This is a genomic window from Collinsella intestinalis, from assembly GCF_902501455.1.
Lineage (GTDB): Bacteria > Actinomycetota > Coriobacteriia > Coriobacteriales > Coriobacteriaceae > Collinsella > Collinsella intestinalis.
This window is the reverse complement of record NZ_CABWIC010000007.1, coordinates 76,247-89,946: the sequence shown is the minus strand read 5'-3', so window position 1 is coordinate 89,946 and position 13,700 is coordinate 76,247. Positions and strand designations below refer to the sequence as shown.

The following is a 13,700-nucleotide window of genomic DNA, read 5'->3' as shown; positions in this document are numbered from 1 at the left end:
GCCCCTACTCCGCCCGCTCGGTTGCCCAACGGTGATACCCGATGATGAACGGGTCCAAATCACCATCCTCCAGCACGCCATCGACGTTGCTCGTCTCCACGCCGCAACGCAGGTCCTTCACCATCTGATACGGATACAGGACGTAGCTGCGAATCTGATTGCCAAAGCCGATCTCGGTCTTGGGACCGCGAATCTCGTCGAGCGTGTCCTCGCGCTTCTGCAGTTCGAGCTCGTAGAGGCGAGCCTTCAGGATCTGCATACATGCGGCCTTGTTCTGAATCTGGCTGCGCTCGTTTTGACAGGTGACCACGATACCCGTGGGGATGTGCGTCACGCGAACCGCGGAGTCGGTGGTGTTGACGCCCTGGCCACCGGGACCACTCGCATGGTAGACGTCCACGCGAATATCGTCGGGCGCAACCTCGATCTGGATGTCATCGGGAAGAACGGGAATGACCTCTACGCCGGCGAAGGTGGTCTGGCGGCGCTTCTTGGCATCCGTGGGGCTGATGCGCACCAGGCGGTGCACACCGGCCTCAGCGCGGAGCATGCCGAATGCGTCCTTGCCCTCGACCGTGATGGTGGCCCGGTCGATACCGATGACTTCGGCGGCAGGGCAATCGTTGACCGTGACCTTCCAACCGCGGCGGGCGCAGTACTTCATGTACATCTTGAACAGCATGAAGGTCCAATCCTGGGCCTCCAGGCCACCCTGCCCGGGCTTGATGGACAGAATCGCACTGCCATGGTCGAATTCACCGGTGAACCAACTGGAGAGCTCCATCTCATCGATGGAGCGCGTGAGTTCGGCAGCGGCCTCGGCGGCCTCGGCGATGAACTCAGCGCCGTCCTCCTCCCCCATCTCCTCGGCGAGCTCGAGAGCGGCGCGGGCGTCGGACAGGCGCTCGCGCGCGCCATCCACAAGCGCCACGTCACCCTTCACCTGGGTGAGCTCGGCCATGTGCGCGCGAGCTGCATCGGCATCGTCCCAAAAACCGGGGGCGGCGCTCGCCTGCTCCAATTCGCCCACGCGGCCGCGGGCCTCATCGATGTGCAGATATGCCTCGACCTCGGTAAGGCGCGCCTCGAGGGCGTCCAGATCGGCGGGGGTCACAACACTGCGGCTCTCATCGGCCATTAGCGGTTCCTGCCATGGCAGTTCTTGAACTTCTTGCCGCTGCCACAGGGGCAGGGATCATTGCGGCCAACGTTGGCATACGGGTCGCCGCTCTCGTCCTTGCGATACGTGCGCACAGTGGAGCCGGCCGCGCCATCGGCACCCTGCGGGGCATGACCGGCGCCAGCGGTGGCAGCCTGCTGGGCGGCGTGCTGCTGGATGGTCGAAGAGCCGGTGTCGCCGTCGACCTCGGCCGGGCCGCTCATGCGGACGCCGGACAGGGCCGGGGCCTTCTCGGCCTCAAGACGGTTGCGGACCGCACCCGGATCCTTGAACTCGGTGCGCAGAACGGTGCGAAGATAATCCTCGTACATGGTGTCAACCAGCATGCGGAAGGCACGGAAGGCCTCCGTCTTGTACTCGACGAGCGGATCGCGCTGGCCGAAGCCGCGCAGGCCGATGCCCTGCTTGAGGTAGTCCATCTCCTGCAGGTAGCCCATCCAGCGCGTGTCGATCACGCGCAGCATGACCTGACGGTCGAGCTCGCCCATGAGGTCGGAGCCCAGACGCTCGGCCTTGGCGTCGTACATGTGCTTCACAAAGTCGAGAACCTGCTCGCACAGAGCGTTGTAGGGCGCATCTTCGAACGCGGGGGCGTCCGGGCGTCCGGTGAGCTCGACGACCCACTTATGCAGACCCTCGAGATCGCGCTCGCCATCATGGGAGTCGACGGGGCAGAACTCCGTCACACAGCGGTTGATGGTGTCGCCAATGACCTCGTCGATATGATCGGAGAGGTCCTTGCCATCCAGGATCTTGTTGCGCTCGGCGTAAATGACCTGACGCTGCTTGTTCATGACGTCGTCATACTCGAGAACGTTCTTACGCATGGAGAAGTTGATGTTCTCGACCTTGCGCTGGGCACCCTCGACGGCCTTGGAAATCATCTTGTGCTGGATGGGCATGTCGTCGCCCATCTCGGTGGCGACCATGAGGTTGGAGATCTTCTCCATGCGCTCGCCGCCGAACATACGCATGAGGTCGTCCTCGAGCGAAAGGTAGAACTGAGTCTCACCCGCGTCGCCCTGACGGCCGGCGCGGCCGCGAAGCTGGTTGTCGATACGACGAGATTCGTGGCGCTCGGTGCCAATGACAGTCAAACCGCCAGCCGCGACAACGCGATCGTGCTCGGCACGGCACATGGCGGCCATCTTGTCGCCGATCTGCTCGCGCTTGAGGGCGATATCGGCGAGCTGCTCGGCGGTGATGTCGATGCCGAGTTCCTGCAGGCCGGCGAGCATGAGCGGGAAGCCCTCACGCTCAGCGGGCTCGCCCACGCGCTCGGCACCGCGCTCGATGCCATCCACGAGCTCCCAGTTCGCCTCGCGCAGAATGCGCTCGACAACCGTGGCGTCCACGCCGAAGTCGAAGCCCATAAGCTCCTCGACGGTCATCTCCTCGGCATTGCCACCGAGCAAGATGTCCGTACCACGGCCGGCCATGTTGGTGGCGATGGTCACGGCGCCCAGGCGACCGGCCTGAGCGACGATCTGAGCCTCGCGCTCATGGAACTTGGCGTTCAGGACCTCGTGCTTGATGCCGCGCTTGTTGAGCAGGCGAGACAGACGCTCGGAGCTCTCGATGGACACGGTGCCCACCAAGACGGGCTGACCGGCAGCATGGCGCTGCTCGATCTCATCGGCGACCGCGTTGAACTTGGCGTCGATGGTGCGGTACACCAGGTCGTCGTGATCGACGCGGGCGACGGGGCGGTTGGTGGGGATGACCTGAACGGGCAGGTTGTAGATCTCGCGGAACTCGGCGTCCTCGGTGATGGCCGTACCGGTCATGCCGGAGAGCTTGTCGTAGAGGCGGAAGTAGTTCTGCAGGGTGATGGTGGCCAGCGTCTGGTTCTCCTCGCGGACCAGCACGCCCTCTTTGGCCTCGATGGCCTGATGCAGGCCCTCGGAGTAGCGACGGCCCTCCATGATGCGGCCGGTGAACTCATCGACGATCTTGACCTCGCCGTTGGTCACCACGTACTGCTTGTCGCGGTGGAACATGTACTGGGCTTTAAGCGCCTGCTGCAGATGGTTGACGAGGGCGCCGGACAGATCGCTGTAGATATCTTCGATGCCGAGACGCTGCTCAATCTTCTTCAGACCCTGCTCGGTGGCGGCGATGGTGTGCTTGGCCTCGTCCATGACGAAGTCACCGGTGGCCTCGACCGCCTCGCCGGAAAGCATGTCGAAATTGGCCTCCTCGCCCTGAGTGAGGCCGCGGACGGCGCGGGCGAAGTCCTTGTAGGTGCTGGCGCTCTTGGTGCCGGCACCGGAGATGATGAGGGGCGTGCGCGCCTCATCGATCAAGATGGAGTCAACCTCGTCGACGATGGCGAATGCGTGGCCGCGCTGAACGCGCTGACCGGCGCGCAAAACCATGTTGTCACGCAGGTAGTCGAAACCGAACTCGGAGTTGGTGCCGTATGTGACATCGGCATCGTAAGCGCGGCGCTTCTGATCGAGCGGCATGCCATTCTGCAGCAGACCGACCTCGAGCTTGAGGAAACGGTAGATATGACCCATCCACTCGGAGTCGCGCTTGGCGAGATAGTCGTTGACGGTGACGATATGGACGCCCTTACCGGCGAGTGCGTTGAGATAGCCGGCAAGCGTGGAGACGAGGGTCTTGCCCTCGCCCGTCTTCATCTCGGAGATCATACCGTCATGCAGAGCCATTCCGCCGATGAGCTGCACGTCGAAGTGGCGCAGACCGAGCGTGCGGCGAGAGGCCTCGCGCACAACGGCGAAAGCATCGGGCAGCAGGTCGTCGAGGGTCTCCCCCGCTGCGAGGCGCTCGCGCAGGACCCTCGTCTGATCCTGGAGCTCCTCGGAGTCCATGGCCTGGTACTTGGGCTCGAGACCGTTGATGGCATCGACGGTCTTCCAATAACGCTTCAGGTCCTTGTCGGCGCCGAAGGAGAGCAGCTTAGAAACGAATCCCATTTGGTTTCCTCTTCACGATGACCCATACACACGCACACGGAGCATCCGCATGCTGCTATGCATGGGGCATAGACACAATTAAGGAAACTTTAGCCAAATGGAACGCATACTATGCGCAAGATATACGTCCTCACAGGGAAACTATCTCCGTAGCACTTATGGCCCCTCGAACGCCCGCGTCGTAGCACATGTCTCGCGCACATATATGCGAAAAGCCCCGCACCCAAGCGGGCACGGGGCTTTATGCGTACGTCATGCCAGACGAAAGCTACTCGGCAGCAGCCTCGGTCTCGACCTCGGCCTCAGCGGCGGTCTCCTCGACAGGAGCCTCCTCGGCCTTCTTGGCGGCCTCAGCGGCAGCCTTCTTCTCGTACTCAGCGGCACGCTTGGCCTTCTCGGCAAGCTTGGCCTCGCGCTCGGCAGCCTTCTTGGCAGCGGCCTCCTCGGCAGCGGCCTGCTTGGCGGCCTTCTTGGCGGCCTCGCGCTCGAGGGCGGCCTGAGCGGCGCCACCGAACTTGTCGGCGAAGCGCTGGACGCGTCCACCGGTGTCGACGAACTTCTGCTGGCCGGTGTAGAACGGGTGGCACTCGTTGCAGAGCTCGACCTGGATCTCGGACTTGGTGGAATGGGTCTTGAAGGTGTTGCCGCAGCTGCAGCGCACCGTGCACTCCACATACTCGGGATGGATGCCAGACTTCATGGCAGGGCTCCTCTTCTGGTCGCGTCCTGGTTACCGACCAGGACAAAGGGGTGACTTGGTTTCCGACCAAGTCAAAATAGCTCGTCAATGCTACCACACCGACAAGGAAAGGGGACGGGTGCACAAAAGCACCACGTCCCCAATTCGGCAGACGACGCGGCCCTACCCCGCGACGCAGCCGCGGTACTTGGCGCGCTTGTCCAGCGGAATGTACTCACCGGACTCGAGCACCGAGCGATATGCCGGACGGATGATGCGGTGAGCGCAAATGAGCTCCTCCATGCGGTGGGCAGCCCAGCCCGCGGTACGGGCGACGGCGAACAGCGGCGTGAACATGGCCTCGGGAATTCCAAGCATCTTGTAGATGAAACCGGTGTACAAGTCGATGTTCGCGCAGATGGGCTTGGTGGTGCCGCGGACATCGACCATCACCTGCGGCGCGAGCTTCTCGATGCGCTCAATGAGCTCGAACTCCGCCCCCATGCCCTTGGCGTTCGCAAGGCCGCGGGCGTAGCGCTTGCACAGCACCGCACGCGGGTCGGAAAGCGTGTAGACCGCGTGTCCCATGCCGTAGATGAGGCCGCTGCCGTCGAACGCCTGGCGGCGCAGGATCTTTTCGAGATAGGCAGCCAGCTCGTCTTCGTTCTCCCAGTCACCAACGTTGGCGCGGATGTCCTCGTGCATCGCCATGACCTTGGCGTTGGCGCCGCCATGGCGCGGGCCCTTGAGCGAGCCGATCGCCGCGGCATAAGCGGAATACGCATCCGTGCCGGAACTCGAAAGCACGCGGCAGGCGAAGGTGGAGTTGTTGCCACCGCCATGCTCCGCGTGAAGCATGAGCATGACGTCGAGAAGCATGGCATCTTCACGCGTGTAACCGTCCTCGCCGCGCAGGATCTGCAAGATCGCCTCGGCGGTCGAAAAACCCGCCTCGGGAATGGGGACAGACGCGCGTTTGCCGCTCACCTGGGCGCTATGGAAGGTCTGCGCGAACGCAGCCAGACGCGGCAAACGGGACAGCAGCGAGATCGCGACGTCGACCTCATGTTCGGGCGTGATGTTGTCGGGGTCTGCATCAAACGCGTACAGCAACAGAACGGCGCGCTGGAGCGCATTCATGATCGAGGGACTCACCGTGGTGATGGGGAACTGACGAACGAATTCGCTCGACAGGTGACGATAAGCACCGAGGCGGCCGTTGAAATCATCGAGTTCCTCGGCAGTCGGAAGCTCGCCGGTGATGAGTAGGTAGGCGACCTCCTCGTAGCCAAAGCGGCCCTCGGCCTGCGCATTGGTGATGAGATCCTCGATGTCGTAGCCGCGCAGGATCAGATGACCCTCATCGGGCACGACTTTCCCATCGACGCGCTTGTAGCCATGGACATCGGAGATGCGCGTGAGACCGGCAACGACGCCGGATCCGTCGACATTTCGCAGGCCGCGCTTGACGTCGTAGGCGTGGAAGATATCCTCACCGTATTCCTCCGAGGGAATGTCGTGATACAGACGCTCGGACGCCCCGTCCACACGACGGCTCGCCTCGTAGTCGAGGACGAGGCGGCTCAAGTGATCGTCGAAGCGATAGTAGATGTTATGCGCGTCGTAGGACATGGGGCTCCTTCTTTGACGAGCGCCCCGGCACGCGGCCGGGGCGGGCTGAACGAGTCTGGCGCAGCGAGCCGACGGATGGAGCAATGCCCATCCCGCGGCACATGCCGCTACAGGCGGTACATGAACTGGAAGACGTCCTCGCGCTGCATCTCGACCGTCACGCCGAGTGTCTCACCGGCGGAAACAAGCTCCTCCTGGAGCTGCGTGAAATCGAGCGTCGCGCTGGAAACGTCCGCGAGAAGCGTCATGGTGAAGATATCCTCGATGATGCTCTGGGTGATATCGCGAATATCCACGTTCGCCTCGGAGAGGATGCTCGTCACACCGGCGACGATCCCAGGGCGGTTCTTGCCAAGGACGGTGATGACCACGCGGCTGGAAGGTGTCTCTGTCATGAGGGGGTCCTTTCGAACGATGTGAGGCGGCGCAATCGACCTTGTGGTGAAGCGCACTCCATTGCGATGCAGTGCTCCTAGTCTATCCGATTTCGCCTCCGACCACGTACAATCCACGGTCGAGGGGGCGAAGGCTCTCGCCCGTTACAGAGATTCGAGAACGCGTCGCATCTCGGACTGCACCGCATGCTCGACATTGCTGCCGATCACGCGATCTGCCACGGCGCGCAAGGCGGGTCTTCCGTTCGCCATCGCACAGCCCGTCCCCACAAAGCGGATGATCTCATAGTCGTTCATCGCGTCGCCGAACGCCATGACCTCGGACGCATCGATACCGTGATACTCCATGACCTGGGCGATGCCCGATGCCTTCGATATGCCTGGCTGCATGGCGTCGATGTAGGAACTACCCGAGGGGGCGAACGTGAAAAGGCCACCGAGCTCGCGCTGGAGCACGTAGGCGTTGTCCATCACGTTGCCGTCATCGCAGAAGATACTCGCTTTGATGATGCTCACCTGCGGCGAGGGCAGCTCGTAGATACGCTCGACATTGGGCAGGTCCTTATCGACTTCGCGCACGAACTTGTCCTCATCGTCGAGAAGATAGGACTTGGTCCGGTCGAACAGCGCCAGGTGCATGTTGGGGAACATGGCGACCGTCTTGGCGAGCCGACGAATCGCAAGGTGCGAATAGACCTCGCGATCGATCTGTACGCCATCGGCAAAGACCTGGGCGCCGTTGGACGCGACAAAATCCATATGGTCCTTCACCGGAGAGAAAAAATCGCAGAGGCGATCGTACCGGCGCCCGGAGCTCGCGACGAAACGCACGCCGCGCTCCCTCAGGGCGAGGATGAGGTCGAACGTCTCCGGCGGCACTTGGCCGTTTTCGTCGAGGAGCGTGCCATCCATATCGGAGGCGATGAGTTTTATCTTGCTGGCCATACGTGTGACCTCCCAAAATATCGGCAGGTCCGCGCGTCGGCAGACGCAATCGCGAGGATCCTGCGGCTTCACCTTAGGGTACCCAGTCGGCCACGTCGCAAGCAGCCCCCATCAAAGGAGCTTCAAACCGAGGGCAGCTCAGGGCGCTCGCTCAAGGCGCTTCAATCCCCTATGCGTACTGGAACCTGGTCACGTCGAACATGCCCTCGGGCCTGATGCGCAGGGTGGGAATGACGGGCAGCGGCAGGAAGATCATGCCCATGATCGGGTCGAGTGGAGGCTCGATGCCCATCGCGCGGGCCGCCCCCATGAAGGAATCGTGCTCGCGGGCGACTTCTTCCGCCGTCTTATCGCTCATGAGGCCGCCGAGCGGCAGGTCGATCTTGGCGACGACCTCGCCGTCCCGCACGAGAACGAAGCCACCTTGCCCCACGGCCTCGACAGCCGCGAGCATGTCCGCCGGGTTGTCTCCCACCACGCAGACATTATGCGAATCGTGTCCGATGGTGCTCGCGATGGCCCCGCCCGTGATGGTAAAACCGCGCACCCAACCTTGGCCGATGTGCTTTCCCGCCAGCCCCGCGCCCGCAGGCCCGCCGCCGTCCACGCCGGCCCCTTGTGCCGCGACGCCGCGGCCATGACGCTCAATGAGCATGATGCGGCGCAGGCCCTCATCCGTTTCCGGATGCGCCGTGCCGGTGACGGCGTTGCCGGGAAGCACGTCGATGACGGCCTCGCCGGGGCGAAATTCATAGGAAAAGACATCGAGTGAGAGCTTGGGCAGATGGACGGTATCGCGCAGGCGGCCCTCCAGCTCAAGCAGGCCGCAGCGCGAGGCAACCGGGGCGACGCGTCCCACAAAGGCGCCGTCCTCGGCGACGAGCTCGCCCGCACTGTACACGCGATGCGGTGGCGCGGTGAACGCGAGGTCGTCGAGCAGCAAGATGTCGGCGCGCTTGCCCGGAGCGATCGCGCCACGGCGGACCTGCGCGCACAGCGTGCCGTGGTCGAAGCCGAAGACGTCCGCCGTGGAGAGCGTCGCCATGGAGATGGCGAGCACCGGGTCGATCCCCTCCTCGACCGCCACGCGGCAAGCGTTATCGATCATGCCGATATTGAGTGCGTCCGAGGGGGCGCGGTCGTCCGTCGCAAAACAGCAGCGACGCGCGAGCGCGGGATTCTCGAGGATGATCGGGGCGAGGCTGGCGAGGTCGTGACTGCAGGTGCCCTCGCGAAGCATCACGTACATGCCGCGGGAGAGCTCGTCGAGCGCCTCCTCCACCCCCGTGTTCTCGTGGTCGGCGATGACACCGGCCGCGACATAGGCGTTGAGGTCGTTGCCCGCCGTCATGGGCGCATGACCATCCACCTGGCCGGAGACGGTCTGCGCGCCGACCGCGATGCGGCGGCATGTCTCCTCGTCGGCGCCAAAGACCCCGGGGAGGTTCATCATCTCGCCCAGGCCGAAGATCGCGCCGCGATGTTCGTCCATGAAGGCCCGCATATCCGCCGCAGTAATGACCGCACCCGCCTGCTCGTCGGGAAGGGCGGGAACACAGGAGGGCATCATGAACTTAATGTCGAGCGGCGCGCGCGAGGCGTCCTCAATCATGAACGCAAGGCCGTCGAGGCCGCACACGTTGGCGATCTCGTGGCTGTCGGCGATGGCGGTGGTGGTGCCACGGGAGAGGGCCATGCGGGCATACTCGGCCGGGCGGATATTCGAGCTCTCGATATGCAGGTGGCCATCGATGAAGCCAGGGGCGAGGTAACGGCCCTGGCAGTCGACGACGCGCATCGCCTCCCATGCGGGAACGGAGGCGTCCTCGCAATCGCAACCCTCGAACAGCACGCCCGCGATGCAACCGAACTTCACCGCAACCTGTCCGCGCGCCACGCGCAAGCGATACACATCGACGATGCTCGCATTCACGAACACGAGGTCCGCCGGCGCACGGCCCTCGGCCACATCGATCAAAGCCTGCATGAGTTTGACCAGATCGGTTTCCATATCCACGGCACCTGCCCTTCGCGCGCGTTCACATTTCACCCATGGTACCCACGCGTGCCCAATCGAAACGCACAAGAGGACCCGGCCAGCCGATTACCGGCCAGGCCCCGTCATCGGCTCCCCGCCCGCGACCGGCTCCCGCCCGCCATCGGAGCCGAAGACGAATGGCCGCATTTCACAAAAAAGTCGACCGGGAAAACCGATCGACCTTTTGAATGTGCAATTTGCACCCGCCCCCTTTTACACAGGGCGGAGCTTAGACCAGGCGGGCGAACTTGCGCTTGCCGACCTGCAGGACCGTGCCGGGTTTGAGGGTCGCGGGGTCCACGTTGTAGGTCTTGGGTGCGATGGCCTCGCCGTCGAGCTTGACGCCGCCGCCGTCGATGTCGCGACGAGCCTGACCGGCGCTCGGGACCAGACCGGCAGCCTGCAGCACGGCGGGCAGGTACACGAGACCCTCGTCATTGACGGAAATCTCGACGGAAACCTCGGCAATGTCGGTGGGCAGGTCGTGATTCTTGTGAACGCGGTCGAACTCGGCCTCGGCCGCCACGGCGTCCTCGGCGGAGTGATAGGTGGTCACCAGATCACGACCAAGAGCGCGCTTGAGCTCGTAGGGGTTGGCGGAGCCGTCGGCCAGCGCGGCATCGATGGCGTCGACCTCGGCGGGCGCGAGCGAGCTTGCCAGGCGATAGTACTTGCCGATCATCTCGTCCGGAATCGACATGGTCTTACCGAACATATCGGCCGGCGCATCGGTGAGGCCGATGTAGTTGCCGTAGGACTTGGACATCTTGCGGGTGCCATCGGTGCCCTCGAGCAGCGGCATGGTAAGCGCGATCTGCGGCTCCATGCCCATCTTCTCCATGAGCTCACGGCCGGCGAGGAGGTTGAAGAGCTGGTCGCTGCCGCCCATCTCGACGTCGGCCTCGATCTTGACCGAGTCGTACGCCTGCATGATGGGGTACAGGAACTCGTGCAGCGCGATGGGCGTCTGGGACTGATAGCGCTTGGTAAAGTCATCGCGCTCGAGAATGCGGGCGACGGTGAACTTGGAGGCGATGGAGAGAAGCTCCTTGAGGTCCATGGGGAACATCCAGTCACCGTTGTGGACGATGGTCGTCTTCTCGGGGTCGAGGATCTTCATGGCCTGGGAGACATAAGTCGCGGCGTTGGCCTCGACCTCCTCCTGGGTGAGCTGCGGGCGCGTGGAGTTCTTGCCGGACGGGTCGCCGATGGTGGCGGTGCCGTTGCCGATGATGAGGGTCACGCGGTGGCCGAGGTCCTGGAACTGGCGCATCTTGCGCAGCGGGACGGCATGGCCGAGGTGAAGGTCCGGGCTCGTGGGGTCGACGCCCAGCTTGATGTTGAGCGGCACGCCGCGCTCGAGCTTCTTCTTGAGGTCGGCCTCGGGCACGATCTTGGAAGCGCCAGAGGTGATGATGCGCATTTGCTCGTCTACGGGCAACATGAGATGCACCTTTCCTGGAGGGTCATAGCACCCTCGCCGCGACCGCGCCCGGATGGCGCGAACGGGCGGTGCTGAGAAACGACAGATTAGTTAAGTTTAGCCGAACTGAACGAGCGTCTGCAATCACCCGTGACACGAGCGCCCACGCCTGCGCCGGGCACACCATGCGACGCCGACCCCATCACGGGCGGCACCGTCGTCACATGCGATACAGGCGCGTCCTGCCCTTCTCATCCACACGCACGGTAAGGCGCGCTCCCGAGCTTTTGCGATCGAGCTCGACGAGGAAGCGATCGCCCGTCTGACTCGCGAGGCGGCGCGGGCAGGTGGGACAGTTGTTCGAACATGGGCCCTCGGCAGTAAGCAGGCAGTGCTCTGTGATCATGAGGGGCGTCGAGCCGTCCGCTGCGATGTCGACGAGGTCGCCCGAATGGCGCTCGACGGCGTGAGGACTCCCCGCAGACTCCGCAGATGAGGCACCCGCCGCACCGGCACAATGCATCCGAGCCGACGCGAGCTCCCCCGGCGCGGGGCCTTCCGTCGCAGGGTCACCCGACGCGGGGTCCTCCATCTGAGCCCTAACCGACGCGAGGTCCTCCATTGTGAGCTCCTCGGGGAGCCAAGCGCGACGCGCACCGAGTCGGACCAGGACGCGGGCAGTCTCGGCGTTCCACACCTGCAGCGGCGACCCCACCTCCCAGGGTACGCCGGCAGCACGAACCGTCGGAATCTGACCGATGTTGCGAACCACGACGGCGGGGGCTTCTCCGCGAACGACACGCTCACAAGCGGCTCGCACGCCCTCGAGGTCCTCGAGTCGGCAAACTTCGCCGAGGTCGACAGCGGTATGAGGCGATTTGCAAGCACAGCCCGCGCTCGGCTCGACCGCGCACGCACCGCCCGCGCCCGGTTCGACCACCGCCCCATTTTCTCGGCGACGGCGAGCATGGGCAAAGCGAGCGGGCTCGGCAGACGCACAGTCGACGCCCAACTCGCTGACAGCAATCCCTTCACGTCCGGCACCGGCTTCCGACGCCTCGAGACACGCCTCGGGCGTCACGCCCCCGGATTCTGCGGCGGCCAGGCGGACCTCCTCTTCGCGCATCTCCCGCACCGCGGCCTCGGCCTCCAAAATCGTGCCCGCCGAGCGGACCACGTGCACGGCGCTGCCTGCCTCGACCTTTCGCTTGCAGGGGATGAGCACTTCCTCTCCCGAAGCCACATCGCGCGGGCACGGAACGATCGGCCAGCGCTTGGGGACGTCGGCCGGCGCATCGGGGCCGGGGGTCGAGCGAATCTCGAGCATGTCACCGGCAGCCACCTCGCAGTCGAACGCCACCAGCGCCCCCTCGTAGCGCGGCTCCACAACACGGCCGGCCCGCAGGCCCTGGTTGATAGCGCGCTCGACACTCATGAGGTCGCTGCCGGTGGCAGCGTGCCCGCCCTCGAGGTATCCCGAGGTGAAACCGCGGCTGAACGAACGTGCCAGGCACGCCTCCAACCCGTCGAGTTCGATATCGCTGAGCGGTCGACCCGCCAAAGCGGCATCAAGCGCCTCGCGATAGCAACGAACCACGTTGTACACATAGTCGGGGCTCTTCATGCGGCCCTCGATCTTGAATGCCGAGACACCCGCCTCAAGCATTTCGGCGATATGCCGGATACCAAGGTAATCGTGTGGGCACAGCAGGCGATCGCCATCGGGGCGCATCGCCTGCTCTTCCGCCGCACGCCCGCGTTCCCAGGCACCACCCGCAAGGACCGCGCCCGAGCCATCCTGCAACTCATAAGCCAGGCGACATGGCTGGGTGCAGTCGCCTCGATTTGCCGAACGGCCCCGCATCAAAGCTGAATATGAGCAGGCTCCGGAATAGCAGATGCAAATCGCCCCGTGACAGAACGCCTCGATCTCAACGCCCGTGGCGCACAGCTCGGCCAACTCGGCCACCGACAGTTCACGGGCGCACGTCACGCGCTCGACCCCGAGCTCGCGCGCGGCAAAGTCCACGGCGGCGGCACACTGCGCGCCCGCCTGGGTGGACAGATGCAGCTCGGCATCGGGCAACGCGGCTCGAATACGAGCAATGAGGCCCATATCCGCGACGATTAGGGCGTCGGCGCCCGCGGCAAGCGCGCTGCCCGCCAGCGCCACGGCATCGCCGAGCTCGTCATCCCGCACGTACACGTTGAGTGTCACGTAGACACGCGCCCCGTGGGCGTGCGCCAGCACGCACGCCGAAGAGAGCTCCGCAAGCGAGAAGCCCCCGTTGGCCGCACGCGCGTTGAACGATCCGAGCCCCACGTAAACGGCATCGGCGCCGGCGGCTATCGCCGCCCGCAACGCGTCGGGAGTGCCCGCAGGCGCCAAAAGCTCAACCATATTCGCCCTTTCCCAGCATGTAATTTAGCTTAAGAACCCGACGCCACGCGGGCGCTGGTCCTCGC

9 protein-coding genes are annotated in these 13,700 nt (G+C 64.2%); all 9 read right to left on the bottom strand.

Going from position 1 to position 13,700, the window contains the following annotated elements:
* Positions 1-4 precede the first annotated feature (4 nt).
* Complete coding sequence (gene prfB, locus AOBCEHNH_RS01565) at positions 5-1,138, bottom strand: peptide chain release factor 2 (RefSeq protein WP_152062879.1); 1,134 nt, start codon at positions 1,136-1,138, stop codon at positions 5-7.
* Positions 1,138-4,122 (bottom strand): preprotein translocase subunit SecA, encoded by a 2,985-nt coding sequence (gene secA, locus AOBCEHNH_RS01560; protein WP_152062878.1) that lies wholly within the window; start codon positions 4,120-4,122, stop codon positions 1,138-1,140. Before secA ends, prfB begins: the two co-directional genes overlap by 1 nt.
* Positions 4,123-4,390: 268 nt before the next feature.
* Positions 4,391-4,822, bottom strand: a complete 432-nt coding sequence (gene rpmE / locus AOBCEHNH_RS01555; protein ID WP_006723011.1) for a 50S ribosomal protein L31 — start codon at positions 4,820-4,822, stop codon at positions 4,391-4,393.
* 162 nt (positions 4,823-4,984) lie between these two features.
* Positions 4,985-6,433 (bottom strand): citrate synthase, encoded by a 1,449-nt coding sequence (locus AOBCEHNH_RS01550; RefSeq protein WP_152062877.1) that lies wholly within the window; start codon positions 6,431-6,433, stop codon positions 4,985-4,987.
* Between the two features lie 107 nt (positions 6,434-6,540).
* Positions 6,541-6,828, bottom strand: coding sequence for an ACT domain-containing protein (locus tag AOBCEHNH_RS01545; RefSeq protein WP_006723013.1), 288 nt, complete (start codon positions 6,826-6,828; stop codon positions 6,541-6,543).
* A gap of 144 nt (positions 6,829-6,972) precedes the next feature.
* Positions 6,973-7,773 carry a Cof-type HAD-IIB family hydrolase gene (locus tag AOBCEHNH_RS01540; RefSeq protein ID WP_152062876.1) on the bottom strand — a complete coding sequence of 267 codons (801 nt, stop codon included), beginning with the start codon at positions 7,771-7,773 and terminating at the stop codon, positions 6,973-6,975.
* Between the two features lie 169 nt (positions 7,774-7,942).
* Positions 7,943-9,784, bottom strand: a complete 1,842-nt coding sequence (locus AOBCEHNH_RS01535; protein WP_152062875.1) for an adenine deaminase — start codon at positions 9,782-9,784, stop codon at positions 7,943-7,945.
* A 256-nt stretch (positions 9,785-10,040) separates the two neighbouring features.
* Positions 10,041-11,255 (bottom strand): tyrosine--tRNA ligase, encoded by a 1,215-nt coding sequence (gene tyrS, locus AOBCEHNH_RS01530; RefSeq protein WP_006723016.1) that lies wholly within the window; start codon positions 11,253-11,255, stop codon positions 10,041-10,043.
* A 199-nt stretch (positions 11,256-11,454) separates the two neighbouring features.
* On the bottom strand, positions 11,455-13,635 hold the full coding sequence (locus tag AOBCEHNH_RS01525) for a U32 family peptidase (RefSeq protein ID WP_152062874.1): 2,181 nt from the start codon (positions 13,633-13,635) through the stop codon (positions 11,455-11,457).
* Positions 13,636-13,700 lie beyond the last annotated feature (65 nt).

Excerpts from the sequence above, each read along its gene's own strand:
- prfB (WP_152062879.1), bottom strand. The coding sequence starts at position 1,138 with ATGGCCGATGAGAGCCGCAGTGTTGTGACCCCCGCCGATCTGGACGCC.
- AOBCEHNH_RS01545 (WP_006723013.1), bottom strand. The coding sequence starts at position 6,828 with ATGACAGAGACACCTTCCAGCCGCGTGGTCATCACCGTCCTTGGCAAG.
- AOBCEHNH_RS01535 (WP_152062875.1), bottom strand. The coding sequence starts at position 9,784 with ATGGAAACCGATCTGGTCAAACTCATGCAGGCTTTGATCGATGTGGCC.
- AOBCEHNH_RS01525 (WP_152062874.1), bottom strand. The coding sequence starts at position 13,635 with ATGGTTGAGCTTTTGGCGCCTGCGGGCACTCCCGACGCGTTGCGGGCG.
- AOBCEHNH_RS01540 (WP_152062876.1), bottom strand. The coding sequence starts at position 7,773 with ATGGCCAGCAAGATAAAACTCATCGCCTCCGATATGGATGGCACGCTC.
- secA (WP_152062878.1), bottom strand. The coding sequence starts at position 4,122 with ATGGGATTCGTTTCTAAGCTGCTCTCCTTCGGCGCCGACAAGGACCTG.
- AOBCEHNH_RS01550 (WP_152062877.1), bottom strand. The coding sequence starts at position 6,433 with ATGTCCTACGACGCGCATAACATCTACTATCGCTTCGACGATCACTTG.
- rpmE (WP_006723011.1), bottom strand. The coding sequence starts at position 4,822 with ATGAAGTCTGGCATCCATCCCGAGTATGTGGAGTGCACGGTGCGCTGC.
- tyrS (WP_006723016.1), bottom strand. The coding sequence starts at position 11,255 with ATGTTGCCCGTAGACGAGCAAATGCGCATCATCACCTCTGGCGCTTCC.